Origin of the sequence: Sporosarcina ureae (assembly GCF_002101375.1) — a bacterium.
Lineage (GTDB): Bacteria > Bacillota > Bacilli > Bacillales_A > Planococcaceae > Sporosarcina > Sporosarcina ureae_B.
On the sequence record NZ_CP015207.1, the window covers coordinates 1,691,541 to 1,708,951 of the forward strand.

The following is a 17,411-nucleotide window of genomic DNA, read 5'->3' on the forward strand; positions in this document are numbered from 1 at the left end:
CTGTGAGAATTCTCACAGGTGTTTTTTATTTTATCGCACAAGTATTATAAAAGAATCTTTCTATGCTACAATGGTAATAATTTACTTGAAGTTCAGAAGAAGGGATTTGAGTTTATGACAATAGATATTAAAAGAAGAAACGCTGTACATATAACAGGTTCCGGCGAACAAACGATAGTCTTTGCACACGGTTTTGGCTGTGATCAAACGGTATGGAATCAGGTCATTGCTGCATTTGAAAAACAGTATCGGATTGTGACGTTTGATTACGTCGGCTCTGGTAAAAGCGATAAGACAGCTTACTCAGTAGAGCGCTATGCATCATTACACGGCTACGCACAAGACGTAATCGAAGTATGTGACGCACTAGAACTAAAAGATATTATCTATGTGGGTCACTCAGTAAGCGGAATGATTGGTGTGCTCGCTTCTATTCAAAGACCTGACTTGATGGAAAAGCTGATCATGATCGGCCCTTCCCCCCATTACTTGAATGAACCTGACTACTATGGCGGATTTGAACGTGAAGATATTGATGAATTGCTCGATATGATGGAGATGAACTATAAAGAGTTCACCAAATATTTAGCACCCATTTCGATGAAAAATGAAGATCGACCACATCTCTCCGAAGAGTTCGAGTCTATGCTATGTACGAATGATCCTGGTATCGCACGTCACTTTGCAGAAGCAACATTCATGTCAGATGTTCGTGAGGAACTATATAAGGTTTCCACAAGAACGCTTATTTTACAGCCGACCGAAGACTCTATTGTACCGGTTGAAGTAGGACACTATATTCATGAGCGCCTTCCGGACAGTGAACTAGTCATCATGAAAGCAAAAGGACATAACCCACATATTAGTCACCCTAATGAAACAATTGAAGAGATTAAACGTTTTCTCGAAGAGGATAGGAGCGTATAAATTATGGACGAGCGGTTAGACTTATTGCCTTGCGGATATTTCGTCTTAACAAATGATTGGGAGTTTGTTGAAATGAATAAGACGATGCGAGATATATTATGCCTAGACAACATGCCGCGACATATGCATGACGTGCTAACAGTTCCATCTAAAGTCTATTTCCAAACTTACTTCGTGCCGTCCATTTCTGTGCACCATGAAATACGTGAAATGTATTTAAACTTTAAAGTGGATAAATGCCCCCTTCCTGTATTGATGAATGTCACTAAACGTAATGGATTGTATGAAGGCATAGTTGTCCAGATTAAAGTACGGGATGAATATGAAAATCAGTTATTAAAATCAAAAAGAGAAGCAGAAAAAATTCAACAACAGACGGATGAAGCGTACAATAAATTACTTGGATTGCTTGAGGAAGTAGAGTCCAAGCAACAGCAACTTCTCGAATTGAATGGAGAACTTCAAGAACTAGCTACACGAGACGAATTAACAGGACTCTATAATCGTCGTGTATTTCGAAGAAGTCTAGACGCTGCGATCGAGCGTGCTGAACTCTATACGATACGTTCGTTCTCTTTATTGTTGTTTGATATCGACCATTTCAAAACTGTCAATGATACATATGGTCATCAGGTCGGAGATGATGTACTGAGGGAATTAGCACGCAAGTTGGAGCACAAAGTTTATTTTCCCGACATAGTAGCTCGAATTGGCGGCGAAGAATTTGCAATATTATTTGATGATCCTGATCACCAAAAGAACTGTGAAAGAGCGGAAGAGCTTCGAGGCTATATCGAGAACTCCGAATTGAGTAGCATATCGATAACCGTCAGTATGGGAATTACGAGTTTCCAAAAAGGCGACCAATCAAAGTATATTTACGGCAGAGCTGATGATGCACAGTATACTTCTAAACGTAATGGTCGAAATCGATTAACACTCATATGAAAAGACACTACTAATATTATGTAGTGTCTTTTGTGTAGTTTATCAATTTCATTTCACGCTAGCACGTTGGTGCATCCGACTGAATAGCATGAATAAGCCAAGCGCGATAAGTACTACAACCATGAGAACCAAATACAGTTGTTGGTAGCCGATGATTGGTACAAGTAATCCGAGTACATATGGACCAAAGCCAAAACCAAAGTCTAAGAAAATGAAGAACGTGGATGTAGCAACACCCAAACGCTCTGGTTTAACACCTTGCAATGCAATCGCTTGTGCACATGATTGGAAGTTCCCAAATCCAAGCCCAAGCACACCACCCGCAAGCAATAGCATCCAACCTGCACTCGCCTCACTTAATAATAACAATCCACCAGCAAATATTAACAACGAAGGATAGACAACAAACTTATTACCCTTCACATCCAATAGTTTACCGGTATACGGTCTCGAGAGTAGTACAGCGATGGCGTATACTAAAAAGAAGAAGCTGGCCGCACTCACTAAGTTGATTTCCTCTGCATAGAACGAAATGAATGACAGTACACCAGAATAAGCAATAGCAGCTAACAATGTTACGAACGCGATCGGTAATGCCCGCACTTCAAATAATCCGCGAATTCCTAATTTCTTTGCTGTCGCCTGTACATTCTTTTTAGGCATGACTGTGGGTGTTTTCTTAACAAACATGAACATGGCCGCACAACCGATACTGAGTATCAGGCAAAACGTAAAGAGTACGTTGAAATGATAGTGCTGACTTAAGAAAATACCGAAAAATGGTCCAACAGCCGTAGCAAGAACCGTGCTTAAACTGAAATACCCAATTCCTTCACCTCTACGTGAAGGTGGAAGCATTTGAGCTACCATCGTGCCTGTTGCGGTAGAAGAAATGCCTAGTCCAACTCCATGGAAGAATCGATTCGCCATCAATAACGGTAAGTTTACTGCTCCGAAATAAAAGGCGGATGCTAATACAGTGACTAACAATCCTATCAATAAAATATTCCGGCTGCCGACCTTTTCTATTAAACCACCTACAGCAAGGCGTGCAATTAGTGTTCCAATGATGAAAATACCTGACACGAGACCTGCAACACTGGTTGATACGCCATACTCTTTCACTGAATAAGGCGCAATCGTAACTATAAGTAAATACATTACTAACATTAAAAAGAAGTTGATGATTGATGTAACGATAAAGTCCTTTGTCCAAATTGTTTTATTATCCATTTAACCACTCTCTCATTTATGAAGATTTTTATTTGCTTGTTTTAATATACGAATGCCCGCTTCTAAATCCTCTTCTGTGGCACCCTCAAGTAAATTCTCATAAAACACTTCCAAGCCCGCTATAATATTTGATACTGTAGCTTGTCCTTGTTCAGTCAGACCAATCCATTTCTCCCTGCGGTCTGTTCCGGGACGGACACTTACTAAACCCATTTCCAATAGACGCTGAACAATTTTAGTAACACTTGGCTTTTCAACTTGTCTACGTACTGCAATTTCTGCTGACGTCATTTCACCTTCTATCCACAATAGCTTCAGTATTCCCCATTGTGAGTGAAATAATTGATATGGTGCTAGCAAATTATTTAGTCGATTCAACAATGGACGATAGAGTTGAACATATTCTGCAAAAAACTGTTGTGATTGCTTCAAACATTTACACCTCTTATTTTTAGTTAGTCTAGTTAATCATTGGCATTATTCTAAATCCTTTCTAATGGAAAGTAAAGCAATACCAAGATACATAACGTAACCTATTTATACGGATATGATATGATAAAATAATATTCTCATCCATTTATTCACTAACGGAGGGAATACGTCACGAACAGGAGAGTGGTACCCATTTGGAATACGTATAAGAACACACCTTTTGTCGCTAAAATCACGATTGGATTTATTGCGGGCACCATCCTTGGAATCTTTTTTAATGACTACACTACTTTCCTCAAACCGTTTGGAACCTTGTTATTAAATTTACTCAGCTTGGTTGCCATTCCTGTAATCTTCTTGACGGTTGTATTAGCTGTTAATCAAATGAATTTAGCCCAACTTGGCAAAATGGGCGGTAAGTTACTTCTCTATTATATGGCGACTACCGCCGCCGCTGTATTAATCGGACTTTCACTGGCGATGTGGATCAAGCCCGGTAGACATTTGACTTTACCTACTGACGCAGTAGTGGAACCTCCACATGCACCTGGATTTTCAGAAATCCTGTTACAAATTGTGCCAAGTAATATATTTGAAGCTTTTACTTCTGGAGATTTGATGGCCATTTTGTTCATTGCCATCATCATCGGTATGGCCATGTCTTCCATGAAGTTTTCCAAAGATACGAAGCTCGTTGAAATGGGAAGTTTTCTCGACCGTTTCTTTAACGCACTTAATACGATGTTCTATAAAATTCTTGAAGGCGTTTTGTTATATGCACCAATTGGTGTTTTCGCGATCAGTGCCACCGCTTTTGGTGAACAAGGATGGGAAACCTTACTTGGACTATTGTCATTCGTAGGTGTATTCTATCTTGGCGTTTTGATTCTCTGGTTATTTGTCTACAGTGGATTTCTAAAACTTTTTGGAAATCCAGTATTGCCTTTTTATCGTAATACGAGAGATGCCTATACAACGGCATTCTTTACTTCTAGTAGTATTGCTACGTTGCCAATAGCGATTGAATCTGCTAAAAAAGCGGGTGTCTCCGAGAATACAGCAAACTTTGCTTTACCGCTCGGTGCAGTCTTCAATTCCGACGGCGGCGCATTGCGCATGGGGATTTCCCTCGTTTTCGCAGCAAATATTACGAACTTGAATCTTTCTGCTGTAGATTTTATCGTTATTATCGCGATTGGAACCTTACTTTCTATTGGAACAGCTGGCGTACCCGCTGCCGGATTGGTTACTCTATCTGCAGTACTCACTATGTTCGGATTACCGCTTGAGATCGTCGCTCTGATTGCCGGAGTCGATGCATTGATTGGTATGGCAGGTACCGCTTCTAACGTCATGGGGGATATCGTCGGTGCCGCTGTTGTGGATAAGAAAACACCGCGTAAGAAATTTGCATAAACCGCACCGTTGATCGACGGTTAACTAATGTCGTTTTCTAAAATAGGACAAAAGTCAAAAGGCAAACCTCAATGCGAGGTTTGCCTTTTGACTTTTGCATTATTAATTATTGTCCAAATGCTTCCATAGAATGAACGATCATCTTTGCAGCATGCGCTCGCGTTGTGGCATGGTTTGGCATGAACTTACCATTGTCTCCTGTTGCTATGTTCATTTGGTAAAGACCCGCTATTGCCCACTGCGTGTCTTTTGAGAACTTCTTAATATCCGTAAACGGTGCAGCGACTGTTGGCGCAAACGGCTTTCCAGTTGCTACTTCATACGTTCGGCTAAGTACTAATGCTAACTGCGCACGAGTGATGGGCTTATTTGGCATGAAGTGTCCATTTACTCCACTTACTAAGCCATGATCAAAGGCCGCTTGAATATCCACTTTTGTGCTATCTGCGTAGTCTGCTAAATCATTAAATGCCCATTTTTTGCTTTTAGGCTTTAAATCCAGTGCACGAACAATAATTGACGTAGCTTGTGCACGTGTTAGTGATTTTTCCGGTCGGAACGTATGATCCGCATAACCACTCACAATACCTTTCATTGCCGCCATTTCAATTACATCTTTAGCCCAGTGATCTGTGATATCTGTAAACATCACTGTTGGTTCTGCCGGCACTTTCTCTAATGTGTATTTAGTATGCAAGTGTTGCTTGCTCTTTTTACCGTTTTGATCAACAGCTTGAACAGAGAAGTGATACTCTTTATTCGGCTCAAGATCTGTCATTTCATAAGATAATACAGGTGACATCACTTCGCCTACCATTTTATCGCCAATAAAGACTTGATACGTCGAAATCATTCCCGTATCAATAACCGGTTTCCAGTTTAGCTCTACTGTTGTGGCATTTTTAGCTGAGACAGTAAGTGCATCTTTAGCAAACCATGAATAGTTCTCCATCAATGATTTGTGGAAAGCCTCCATTACTACTTTGTAACCCGCTTGACTTAAATGAATATTTTCAGGATTAGGCAGGTACGTATAAGGATCTTCAGCGATTTTCTTTGATGTGTCAACAAACTGCGCTGTAGTGCCTGTCATACCTTTTTTAATTGCATCATTTAACGTCATGACAAGCTGATTCACTATCGGTTGATTCTGTGGACTCAAGTAAGGGAATGGATTGTAATAGCCCATCACATATACTTGTGCACTCGGATTCAGTTGATAAATTTCCGCCAAGATTTTTTGCGTATTCATCCCGACTTTCATTATAGCTGCCTGTAATTCCTCCGCGTTGAATTGCGGGGTACCTTTGTCGTCAAACGTAAACTTTGGCAACACATCATTTGCACCAATTGTTAACGTAATGAGATTGGCTTCTTTCACCGATTGACGAAGAGTAGCAGTTTTTTCGGAATGTCCAATACCTATAATTGGTTTCGTGACGTCCATCTCAAAATCTTTTAAAACATCATCTGTTTTATAGCCCGGGTACGAAAATCCTTTATTACTTGCTTGCAATACTTCACTCGTAGCCAATTCCTCTGCTAAAAAGTCCGTATAGCCTTTACCCAATTCGTTATTCGGTGTGACACCCGCTGCTAATGAATCCCCTAATGCTAAATAATTAATAGGAGAAATCCAAGTAGGGGCTTTTTCAGGATCTGCAGCAGACGCTTGTAACGGCATAACGGCTATTTGTAAAACTAAGGCAAATGCCATCACAATATAGCTAATCGACTTTTTGGTCATTATACATACCACCTTCCCATTTTCAGATTATTATAAAATTAATGATAATCGCTAGCTTGCCAGTTTGTCAAATTTTAGTTCGGACGTCCCACAGTTCTGGAAAAAAGCGATGATCAAGTACAGATTTTAAATAATGTACGCCCGATGAGCCACCTGTACCTTGCTTAAAGCCAATGATGCGCTCCACTGTTTTCATATGCCTAAAGCGCCATTGCTGATGGCTGTCTTCGATATCCACTAGCTTTTCTGCCAATTGATACAAATCCCAATATTGATCTACATCCCGATAGACTTCAAGCCATGCAGCTGCTACACTCGGATCTCCTTCATAAGTAATTGAAAAATCACGTGTTAGTAAATTCTTATTGATAGCAAAGCCTGCACGTGCCAAAGCTTGAATGGTTACATCATAAATTCCTGGTGCTTGATACGCTTTTGCCAATCTCTCTGACAGCTCGGAATCCTTTTGATAGATTTTAATAATATGTGATTGTTTATAACCTAAAGCAAACTCTATTAGCCTATTTTGATAGGATTGGAATCCTGAGGCCTTACCTAAACCGTCCCGAAATTCCATGTATTCGGCAGGCGTCAGCGTAGCCAATACATCCCACGCCTGAATAATCTGAGTCTGAACTTTAGAGATGCGAGCAAGCATTTTGAACGCTTCCGGCAACTCGTCATGCTGAATCGATTTGATTGCTGTTTCCAACTCATGCAAAATCAGCTTCATCCACAATTCATTTACTTGATGAATCACGATGAAAAGCATTTCATCATGATGTCCAGATACACGCTCTTGGCTCGATAGCACCTTATCTAAATGCAAATATTCACCATACGTCATCGATTCCCGAAAGTCGGTATGGATCCCCTTTTCCTTCATGACTGTAACCTCCTGACAACTGCACGGACAGGACTTCCATCCGCATCTTCTAATGCTAATGGCAATGCAATTAACTCATAACTCCCTTCTTCCAATGAATGCAATACTAGATTCTCGATGATGATTACATTATTACGATATAATGAATGATGACCAAGTAGATCTTTGCTAGTCTCCGAATCAACAGAAGGCGTATCTACACCGATTAGACGTATACCCCGCTCTTTCAATAATGGTCCGACATCCTCTCCAATGACCGTGAAGTTCTCAGGAAACTTCGTTGGTGTTGGGTGACTCCCAGTTTTCAATAATAATCGTTCAGCACCGCCGAAATCAAACAACTCCAAGTCTGCCCTTGTCACACAACTAACTCCTGTTACATCTACTAAAAAAGCTGTACCTATATACAAATCCACCGGTAATTCCAAAATTTTCAACCCATCATCGTCATAATGAAAAGGTGCATCCGTATGCGTGCCGATATGCGTACTCATTGTTAATTTACCAATATTAACAGAGCCGGATTGCTCTTTCGTCACGGTCACTTCATAGCTAAACGGTGTGTCACCAGGCCACTCCGCAATACGTTGATTCAAAGGCTGTGTAATGTCGATCCACTGATTCGTCATGCAACCACCCCGCGTTCATTCGGAAACTGTTTATATACATCTTCTTGCATGATCTTTTTGAGTATTTGTATCGTTTGCCAAACGTCTTCAAATGAATTATACAATGCAACAGGTGCTAGTCGAATACCATCAGGTGCACGGAAGTCTGGAACGACACCTTGTGCTTTCAATGCTTGACATATTCTTGCGGCTTCCTTGTGCTGAAGTAATATGTGGCCTCCACGCGAATCGTCTAGTGGATTTCCGATACTAAATGAATACGCACCGAGTTCATTCTCTATACAACTCAACATAAAGCTGGTCAGTTTCAATGACTTTTCACGGATCCCCTCCATTCCAAGCTCCTCGAACATTTCGAGTGAACCGAGTAGCGGAGCCAGGCTCAATATATGCGGTGTGCCGATTTGGTATGCACCTGCATCTGTTGCAGGCATCATCGTATGATTCATATCAAATTGCCTTGTCTTATCAGAGCCGAACCATCCTGCAAGCCCTGCTTCTACACCAAAATGTCGTTCGTTTACGAATAAACCGCCAACAGATCCAGGTCCGCCATTCAAGTGTTTATATGTACACCAAAAAGCGAAATCTACGTTCCATTCGTGGAGTGCATGCATCACAGATCCAACCGAATGCGATAAATCGAATCCAATGGGGATACCTCTTTCTCTTGCCGCTTGCGTAAGCATTTCCATATCCAGCACCTGACCACTACGATATAAAACGGATGGAAGTACAATCAACGCGACGTCCTCCGTCATTGCATCAATAATTCGGTTTTCATCCAACGTCAGACCATCTTCACTTTCCACACGAATCAGATGCTCTTCCGGATCAAGGCCTCGTACACGAAGCTGACTTTGTAATGCATAGATATCTGAGGGGAAATTCAATTCATCCGCTACTATTTTCGTTCGTTTCCCTGAAGGCCGATAAAACGTGGAAATCATTTGATGTAAATTTGTCGTAGTGGAACCTGTCGCAATCACTTCGGACTTTTCCCCTCCAACTAGTGGTGCCATTCTTCCGCCTATTTGTTCTGCCAGGTAATACCACGGATGCATTCCCTCCGTCCAGCCATCAATGGCAAGTGTTTTCCAAGTATCTAACAGTTCGAATAACTTCTTCTCTGCACGTTTTGATAATAATCCAAGTGAATTACCATCCATATAGATTTTCTCTAGCGGCAAATAAAATTCCTCTCTGTAAGGTGCAAGTAAATCTTGTTGATCTAGTATTTTTGCATACTCAAGTGTATTGGAGTTCATATATATTCTCCTTTCTTTAAATAAAGAATACCATAATAGCATTCGATGTCGTCTGAATATTGGCATGACTGCCCATGATATTCTATGCTAGACTTTATTGAAAAGGAGGTTTTCACTATGGAAACATTTACAGAACAGGCCATAGCAATTATCCAAGCAATTCCTCCAGGTCGTGTGATGACCTATGGACAAGTGGCCGCAGAAGCAGGCAACCCTCGTGGCGCAAGACAAATCTCACGTATTTTACATTCCATGAGTGCTAAATATGAATTACCTTGGCATCGCATTATTAACGCACAAGGTGGAATCTCTACCCCGGAAAATGCTGAAGGTAAAGGCGAGACGCAGCGGGAACGATTGCTCGCGGAAGGTGTTCAATTCAACGCAAACGGTCATGTCTCCCTCGATACGTATCGCTGGCATCCCGACTGAATGGAAGTAGGTTATGAGGTCGATATGAGCGCTTGGGCAAGCTGGTAGAGCGGTCGTCCAACTGTGTATTGAGCGGTTAACGCGGCAATATGAGCGCTCGGCCATGTTGATAGAGCGGTCGTCCAACTGTATTGAGCGGTTAACGCGGCAATATGAGCGCTCGGCCATGCTGATAGAGCGGTCGTCCAACTGTATTGAGCGGTTAACACGGCAATATGAGCGCTCGGCCAAGCTGGTAGAGCGGTCGTCCAACTGTATTGAGCGGTTAACGCGGCAATATGAGCGCTCGGCCATGCTGATAGAGCGATCGTCCAACTGTATTGAGCGGTTAACGCGGCGATATGAGCGCTCGGCCATGCTGATAGAGCGGTTAGCGATGAACTATGATCATTCATAGCACTAATGCGCGCAAAAGCAAATTTCAACACAAAAAAATCGCTTGGCATCAAATATGCCAAGCGTTATCTATATCTATACTTGTAATAAACTCAAAAACTTCTTCGTTCGTTCATGCCTTGGATGGTTGAAAATCTCAGCTGGTGCACCGCGTTCCACAATGACACCATCATCAATAAAGATTACTTCATCGGCCACTTCCTTGGCGAACCTCATTTCATGTGTTACGACAGCCATCGTCATACCTTCATGCGCTAAATCTTTCATGACTCGAAGTACTTCACCGACAAGTTCAGGATCCAGAGCGGATGTCGGTTCATCGAACAACATGACTTTTGGATCCATCGCAAGCGCTCGCGCAATCGCAACACGCTGCTGCTGACCGCCTGAAAGTTGAAAAGGATACTTGTCTTTATGATCAGCTAGTCCTACTTTATCTAGTAATAGTTCTGCCTTCTTTACGGCTTCCTTATGTGATAGACCTTTGACTGTAGTGAGTCCTTCTGTCACATTACCTGTCGTTGTGAGGTGTGGAAACAGGTTATAGCTCTGAAATACCATTCCTGTCAACCGACGAAAAGCACTGATTGACTTTTTCGAGACCGATGAATTAAAGTCTAACTTCTGTCCATCTATAGACAGTACACCGCCATTTGGTGTTTCAAGCACATTCAAACAACGTAACAACGTAGATTTACCAGAACCCGATGGACCGATTATAACGACCACTTTTCCCTGCTCGATTTCTAAATCTACATTTTTTATCACTTCTTGCGATCCGAAAGACTTTTTCAGTCCTTGTATAGAAATCATGTTAATCCCCCTGACTTACCGACAACACGATCCAGGCGTATTTCAATTCTGCCTTGAACAATCGACAAGATGAAACAAATCACCCAATAAACAAGAGCCGCCATGATATAAACGAATAAAAACTCATAGTTCATAGAGGCAATTTCTTGCGCCCGCCTAAATGTCTCAGCTACTAAAATCGTAGCTGCGAGAGAAGTATCTTTTACCAATCCAATAAAGGAATTCGAAAGCGGTGGTACGGATACTCTAGCAGCTTGTGGTAAAACAATCTTCCGCAATGCTTGCGAATAATTCATCCCAATAGAATAGGCTGCTTCCCACTGCCCTTTAGGAATGGACAGTATGGCTGCTCGAATGATTTCTGAGGCATAAGCACCGACATTCAATGAAAATCCTATGATCGCAGACGGGAAAGGATCAATGGTTATACCAATTGTTGGCAACCCGTAGAATATGATAAATAATTGTACAAGCAAAGGTGTTCCACGGATGATGGATACATAAATCCGCGCTATTGCTCGTAACAATTTGTTAGAAGAAATTCTTGCCAATGCAGTAAAGATTGCAATGATCAATCCAATACTAAATGCGATGATTGCCAAGGGGATCGTATACTTAATAGCCCCCTCAATCAATGGCCCGATGGATGTTGATGCGATTTCCTGGAATCTTTGTATCCGTTCGGGACTGAGTGCAATCGTATTAAGATACATCTTCGCCGAACCATTTTTCGGAGATCGTCTTCAATGTACCATCTTCACGCATCGCATCCAACGCTTTGTTTACTTCTTCTATTAAGTCTTCATTGCCTTGTCTGAATAAAAAGGCGCTCTCTGATTGATTTTCTTTAGAGATTTCTTCTTCCTCAACAACTTTAATAGGAGCATCAGGTTTTTGCTTCAAGTAGTCGAGTGCAGAAAGTTTATCATTATACGTACCATCTACTCGTTTTGAAATGACTAGGTCGACGCCTTGGTTGAATCCATCAATTTTTATAATTTCCGCACCATTCGCCTTCGCTAGTTCGCCATAGTTACTTGTCAATGTCTGTGCAGCTTTCTTTCCTTTCATTCCATCAAACGCAATATCAGCGTCTTCACGAACGATTAAGACAGAGTTCGAATGCGTATAAGCTTGAGAGAATTCATATTTCGCTTTACGTTCTTCATTAACACCGACTTGGTTAGCAATCATATCAAATCGTTTTGCATCTAATCCCGCGAAAACTGCATCCCATTGTGTTTCAAAAAACTTTGCTTCCACGCCTAAACGTTTAGCTACTTCTTGTGTAACTTCTACATCGTACCCTGTAAGCTTTCCTGATTCATCATGAAATGAGAAAGGCGCGTATGTTCCTTCTGTTCCTACATTGAGTACTCCGGTTGCGAGTACATCTTCTAGCAGACCGTCTTGCTCTGCTGGTTTTTCAGCGGAGTCATTGGGCTTACTTTCTTCTTTACCACCACATGCTACCAAAAAAGCAGCCAATAAAACGATCATAAATGGTATGAGAACTTTCTTCATTTATAAAACCCCACTATTCTTATAAGTATTTGTTGTTTAGAATCATAAAAGATTGAGTAGACTCTGTCAACATGTAAAGCTTGCATCATATGTTATTACACTATACAGAATTGTTAGTCAAAATTAAATACTTCTGTCTTAAGATATTAAAATAGTAATATTGTGCCTAACACGTTTTGATTGCCTACAGAAGGGGCATACAATCGCTATACTACTAACTTAGGGGTTGGATCACATGGATCAAGGATCTGAGAACGCAAGAAGGAAATTAAATAAAACATTAAAGCCATCCTGGGTTTTTGCAATCGCACTCGGTTCATCTGTAGGTTGGGGCGCGTTCATCTTGCCAGGAGATTGGATCCAATCTTCCGGACCACTAGGCGCAATCATTGGATTAGGAATTGGTGCACTCGTGATGATGATCATCGCCTCCAGCTATGGCGTAATGATCAAGAAATTTCCGGTTTCCGGAGGGGGATTTACATATGCTTTTGTTGCGGCAGGGAAAGTATGGGCATTTATTTGCGGTTGGTTCTTATCACTTGGATATATATCCATCGTTGCTTTAAATGCTTCTGCACTCACTTTATTACTGAAATTTTTAGCCCCTGGATTTATGAAACAAGGATTTCTCTATAGCGTTGCAGGTTGGGACGTCTACATACCCGAAATCATCATTGCCAGTTTGCTGATTTTAGCATTCGCATTCATTAACACTACGGGAACAAGTATTTCAGGACGGATTCAATTTTATTTCAGCGTTTTGCTTGTTGTTGGTGTCATCGCACTTGGTATTTTCACATTCGCTGGGGCCGAACAACCGCTTGCGAATATGCAACCATTGTTCAAAGGTAATCAGTCCATTATTACTTCTATACTTGTAGTATTGGCAATTGCACCATGGGCATACGTCGGATTCGATAATGTGCCACAAGCTGCTGAAGAATTTAACTTTTCTCCCCGTAAAGCAACTATGCTGATCGTAGCTTCACTATTCACTTCTTTCATAATCTATGCAATCATGATTGGTTTAACTAGCTGGACATACCCTGCATCGGCAAATATCGGAGGCGGGGATTTATGGATAACAGGTGATGTGGTTCGATCCGCACTAGGAATCGGTGGATTAGCTGTGATGGCAGTAGCGATTGTCATGGGTATCTTCACTGGTTTGAATGGATTCTTCATGTCGTCAAGTCGTCTATTATTTTCTATGGCGCGCGCACGTGCATTACCTAACTTCTTCCGTGAGATGACGGCAAACCAAACACCTAAATGGGGGATCTGGTTCGTAGCATTCATTACATTGCCGACACCATGGTTTGGCCGCCAAGCATTGACATGGATCGTTGATATGTCTTCAACAGGCGTATCCGTAGCCTACTTCTTCACTTGTCTTGCAGCATTTAAAGTACTGGCTTGGGGCAAAGAAGGAATCGGACGCGAAATTGCACCATTAAAAAAGTTTTTGGCATTACTAGGTATGGTGGCAAGTGGATCGTTCTTGGCATTATTACTTGTGCCAAATTCTCCAGCAACACTCACTACACCTTCTTACTTACTATTATTCGCTTGGACAATCGTCGGCGTAATCTTCTACATGGTCATTCGCAAACGTTATAACAGTCTGACACAAGAAGAAACCGAGTATTACGTATTAGGTAAATCCATCGAGTCAGAAGTAATGGATACGGCGCCCGCAAAACCAGACACAGATCTACCAATTCCAAATGCCACGCGTACGTAGCATACTGAATAAGAGGGCTGTCACAAATCTACATTGCTTGTGGCGGTCCTTTCTTACAATGATATAACATGATTGAAATGATTATACCTAGCGCTGTATTGTTTACTCATTTAATTTGATAATTCAAGACAGTAAAAAATGCATTGTCACAAGTATTCATTCCCTTCTATATAGTTATATTTTAGTAATACCCTATTTTTTACAAATAACTCTGCTCGGAAAATAGCTTGAAAATGATTATGCTAGGAAAACGTTAGGACATCATTGTAAGAGGATGCGTTTTAGAAGGTTCGTGTTTAACTAATTAGATTACAATCGCATTGATAGGCATCCGACGCTTCACCTTGAGGAGCGTCGGATAGTCCCCTTCTAATTTTGGTATCAGTCTGCTTTTTTACATGAACGGTCACTTCTATTTTGCATACTTTCTATTGCATTCCCCTTTTGAAACATGCAGATAATCGGTCTATTCCTCTATTGACTTATCTTGCTGACGTGATAAAATTCAAAACGATAACTATCTATATATGTAAAGAGCGATCTATTATATAATGAATCAATATCTTCCATGTTTTCATTCGCAACAGTAGAGAGATAGAGCGGAATACTCCTTCGTCCTTTAAGGGGATGATAGGAGTATTTCTACATTTACAGGAGGTCATAAGCATGTTTCCAATTAAGGCGATTCATACGCCAACCGTTAAAGCGTCTGTCATACTAACTGTGCTGATTGTGGCAATGATTAGTACCAGTATCGTAGTATTCGAATCTGTACCACATGTACCCATTTTATTTGCTATTCTTTTATTATTCGGCTATGGATTATGGAAAAAGATCTCGTACAAAGAGTTAGAACGCGGATTGGTAGAAGGTGCAAGTTCTGGAATGAGCGCGGTGTTCTTGTTCTTCTTCATTGGAGTTCTCGTGAGTAGCTGGATGATGGGTGGAACGATTCCTACCCTGATCTATGCCGGACTCCAAATCATTACTCCAACGTTTTTCTATGCCATCGTATTCATCGTCACGGCCGTCATCGGCTTATCTGTCGGCAGTTCATTGACAACCGTTGCCACGATTGGCGTGGCGTTCATTAGTATGGCGCATATTTTGGAGCTATCTTTGCCAATTGCGGCAGGCGCGATTGTCTCTGGGGCATTCTTTGGCGATAAGATGTCACCATTGTCTGATACAACCAATTTAGCCTCTTCAATTGTTGGTGTAGACTTATTCGAACATATACGAAATATGGGTTGGACGACATTTCCTGCGTTCTTCATCTCACTTATCTTATTTGGCATATTATCACCCAACGTGACGTCTAGTGATTTTACGACAATTGAGAAATACAGTGATGCACTCATCGGTACAAACTTGATACATTGGTATACATTGATCCCTGTCGTAGTACTGATCATTTTGACATTCGTTAAAGTACCAGCTATTTTAACACTGGCTGTTAGTGCATTGTCCGCAATTGTCATTGCATATATTCATACGTTTTATGGAGTTTCCGAAGTATTGAGTATTTTATTTAGTGGTTATGAAGGATCTACAGGCGTAGCAGTTGTAGATGAATTACTGTCTCGCAGTGATGGAATGGAAGGCATGATGTTTACAATTTCGCTTGTGCTGCTCGCACTTAGTATGGGTGGCATGCTGTTCACATTAGGTATCGTCCAGTGCTTACTTACAAAAATAGACAGTGCGTTACGTAAAGTGTCGTCAGTTATTTTGACATCTGCACTCACCGCAATCGGCATCAACGTATTGATTGGTGAGCAGTATTTATCTATCTTATTGACCGGCCAGGCCTTCCAATCTAGCTACGAAAAGGTTGGCCTAGCCAATAAAAACTTGAGCCGTGTAATGGAAGATGCCGGAACAGTCATTAATCCCCTTGTCCCATGGAGTGTGGCAGGAATTTTCATCACGACTGTGCTTGATGTTCCAACGATTGCTTATTTACCTTTTGCGTTCTTCTGTTTATTGAGCCCGATTTTAACTGTATTATTCGGCTATTTGGGGAAGACGCTGACCCGTATTTAACGCTAGTTACGACATGATAATATCATCTTGCTGCTGATCAAGTCGTCGGATTTCTTCGTCTAAAGCTGCACGTTTTCTTGCAAGTCGGTCCTGTATGCGACGGACATCTTGCATGACTGCGTGTAGCTTCTTTTTGCTGTCCGTTATTCGTGTATGGACCATCCAGTCGGAGAATATATTATCGAAAAACACGTCTGTGAATGTAAAGATATCATTTTTATTTACTTGGTAAGAATCTGTCGCAGCGTCTTGCACATCCATCAATTCTGTCTCGTAATGACGTAGTGCTCGTTGTGCTTGATGGACATGATCATCCGAACTGTTGATTTCGGAGTACTTTAATGCGGAAACAAAAATTCCTCCTCCCAAAAATGTGTCCCACATCGATATCCCTTCCGCTGAATCTAGTTTCTTCATTGCGCCCGCCAAAGCTCGTTCCGCCTTTTCCCCCGCTTCAAACGCTTCCCCTATTTCACGCAACATAGAATAGACACGTACGCGATCGTCGGAAATCTTCTGAAGTGTTTGAGTAGTAACAGAATCATTCATACGAATCCATGATTCTTTTTCCTTCAAGAAGTCTTCCCAGTCTTCAGCAATATGCATGAAATCTGGTTTATCCAGTTCATTACGCAGATCTTCCACTTCCGTAGTCAGATCTAATACGTTTTTTTCTGCCTCATTATATTCCAATTCTACTTCTGCTGCTTCTTCTATCTCCTTTTTCATCTTTTCGTCCCATTTACCTGTCCATTCACTAATTTTGTTCGCAAATGAAAACTTACCAAGCTTCACAATATCTCGCTGTTCTTTCGTTAACTGACGGTGAAGTTGATCACGTTTTTGTTTCATAGTGAGTAGTTTTTCGTTCGTCTGCTCTAAACGTTTCATCAAACGTCGCTGATTCACTCGTTTTTCCTGTAGAGTATTTTGTTGTTTTTGAATATCTTGCCGCATGTTAATCACT

General features: G+C 41.3%; 16 protein-coding genes. 6 read left to right on the forward strand and 10 right to left on the reverse strand.

Annotated elements, in window-relative coordinates; genetic code table 11:
• Nucleotides 1-114 precede the first annotated feature (114 nt).
• Together SporoP8_RS08430 and SporoP8_RS08435 are read left to right on the forward strand one after the other, a co-directional pair.
• Nucleotides 115-927 (forward strand): alpha/beta fold hydrolase, encoded by an 813-nt coding sequence (locus SporoP8_RS08430; RefSeq protein ID WP_085132087.1) that lies wholly within the window; start codon nt 115-117, stop codon nt 925-927.
• A 3-nt stretch (nt 928-930) separates the two neighbouring features.
• Nucleotides 931-1,875, forward strand: coding sequence for a GGDEF domain-containing protein (locus SporoP8_RS08435; protein WP_085132088.1), 945 nt, complete (start codon nt 931-933; stop codon nt 1,873-1,875).
• A 48-nt stretch (nt 1,876-1,923) separates the two neighbouring features.
• Here SporoP8_RS08435 and SporoP8_RS08440 read toward each other — a convergent pair whose 3' ends face one another.
• Entirely contained in the window at nt 1,924-3,108 is a 1,185-nt protein-coding gene (locus SporoP8_RS08440) for an MFS transporter (RefSeq protein WP_085132089.1), read from the reverse strand.
• 12 nt (nt 3,109-3,120) lie between these two features.
• Nucleotides 3,121-3,540 carry a MarR family winged helix-turn-helix transcriptional regulator gene (locus SporoP8_RS08445; RefSeq protein ID WP_085132090.1) on the reverse strand — a complete coding sequence of 140 codons (420 nt, stop codon included), beginning with the start codon at nt 3,538-3,540 and terminating at the stop codon, nt 3,121-3,123.
• A 183-nt stretch (nt 3,541-3,723) separates the two neighbouring features.
• Between SporoP8_RS08445 and SporoP8_RS08450 the strand changes: the two genes are divergently transcribed.
• Nucleotides 3,724-4,956, forward strand: a complete 1,233-nt coding sequence (locus SporoP8_RS08450) for a dicarboxylate/amino acid:cation symporter (RefSeq protein ID WP_085132091.1) — start codon at nt 3,724-3,726, stop codon at nt 4,954-4,956.
• Nucleotides 4,957-5,062: 106 nt separating this feature from the next.
• Here SporoP8_RS08450 and SporoP8_RS08455 read toward each other — a convergent pair whose 3' ends face one another.
• The 4 genes from SporoP8_RS08455 to kynU all read right to left on the reverse strand — a co-directional run bounded on the left by SporoP8_RS08455 (nt 5,063) and on the right by kynU (nt 9,486).
• Nucleotides 5,063-6,703 carry an S-layer homology domain-containing protein gene (locus SporoP8_RS08455; RefSeq protein WP_085132092.1) on the reverse strand — a complete coding sequence of 547 codons (1,641 nt, stop codon included), beginning with the start codon at nt 6,701-6,703 and terminating at the stop codon, nt 5,063-5,065.
• A 67-nt stretch (nt 6,704-6,770) separates the two neighbouring features.
• A complete protein-coding gene (gene kynA / locus SporoP8_RS08460) occupies nt 6,771-7,589 on the reverse strand; it encodes a tryptophan 2,3-dioxygenase (RefSeq protein ID WP_085132093.1) in 819 nt (272 codons plus the stop codon).
• Nucleotides 7,586-8,218: an arylformamidase gene (gene kynB / locus SporoP8_RS08465; protein ID WP_085132094.1), complete on the reverse strand. Its 633-nt coding sequence runs from the start codon at nt 8,216-8,218 to the stop codon at nt 7,586-7,588. The genes kynA and kynB overlap by 4 nt, the downstream gene beginning before the upstream one ends.
• Nucleotides 8,215-9,486, reverse strand: a complete 1,272-nt coding sequence (gene kynU / locus SporoP8_RS08470; RefSeq protein WP_085132095.1) for a kynureninase — start codon at nt 9,484-9,486, stop codon at nt 8,215-8,217. The genes kynB and kynU overlap by 4 nt, the downstream gene beginning before the upstream one ends.
• A 117-nt stretch (nt 9,487-9,603) precedes the next feature.
• Between kynU and SporoP8_RS08475 the strand changes: the two genes are divergently transcribed.
• Nucleotides 9,604-9,918: an MGMT family protein gene (locus SporoP8_RS08475; RefSeq protein ID WP_085132096.1), complete on the forward strand. Its 315-nt coding sequence runs from the start codon at nt 9,604-9,606 to the stop codon at nt 9,916-9,918.
• Nucleotides 9,919-10,389: 471 nt separating this feature from the next.
• Here SporoP8_RS08475 and SporoP8_RS08485 read toward each other — a convergent pair whose 3' ends face one another.
• Genes SporoP8_RS08485 through SporoP8_RS08495 form a run of 3 tightly spaced genes read right to left on the reverse strand, consistent with a single transcriptional unit; the run spans nt 10,390 to nt 12,651 of the window.
• Nucleotides 10,390-11,127, reverse strand: coding sequence for an amino acid ABC transporter ATP-binding protein (locus SporoP8_RS08485; RefSeq protein WP_085132098.1), 738 nt, complete (start codon nt 11,125-11,127; stop codon nt 10,390-10,392).
• Nucleotides 11,124-11,840: an amino acid ABC transporter permease gene (locus SporoP8_RS08490; protein WP_085132099.1), complete on the reverse strand. Its 717-nt coding sequence runs from the start codon at nt 11,838-11,840 to the stop codon at nt 11,124-11,126. Before SporoP8_RS08490 ends, SporoP8_RS08485 begins: the two co-directional genes overlap by 4 nt.
• Nucleotides 11,830-12,651 carry an amino acid ABC transporter substrate-binding protein gene (locus SporoP8_RS08495; RefSeq protein WP_085132100.1) on the reverse strand — a complete coding sequence of 274 codons (822 nt, stop codon included), beginning with the start codon at nt 12,649-12,651 and terminating at the stop codon, nt 11,830-11,832. Before SporoP8_RS08495 ends, SporoP8_RS08490 begins: the two co-directional genes overlap by 11 nt.
• Nucleotides 12,652-12,886: 235 nt before the next feature.
• On the opposite strand from SporoP8_RS08495, the gene SporoP8_RS08500 reads away from it, so the two are divergent.
• Entirely contained in the window at nt 12,887-14,398 is a 1,512-nt protein-coding gene (locus SporoP8_RS08500; RefSeq protein WP_085132101.1) for an APC family permease, read from the forward strand.
• A 666-nt stretch (nt 14,399-15,064) separates the two neighbouring features.
• A complete protein-coding gene (gene nhaC, locus SporoP8_RS08505) occupies nt 15,065-16,444 on the forward strand; it encodes a Na+/H+ antiporter NhaC (protein ID WP_085132102.1) in 1,380 nt (459 codons plus the stop codon).
• Between the two features lie 6 nt (nt 16,445-16,450).
• Here nhaC and SporoP8_RS08510 read toward each other — a convergent pair whose 3' ends face one another.
• Nucleotides 16,451-17,401 carry a hypothetical protein gene (locus SporoP8_RS08510; RefSeq protein ID WP_085132103.1) on the reverse strand — a complete coding sequence of 317 codons (951 nt, stop codon included), beginning with the start codon at nt 17,399-17,401 and terminating at the stop codon, nt 16,451-16,453.
• Nucleotides 17,402-17,411: the final 10 nt, after the last annotated feature.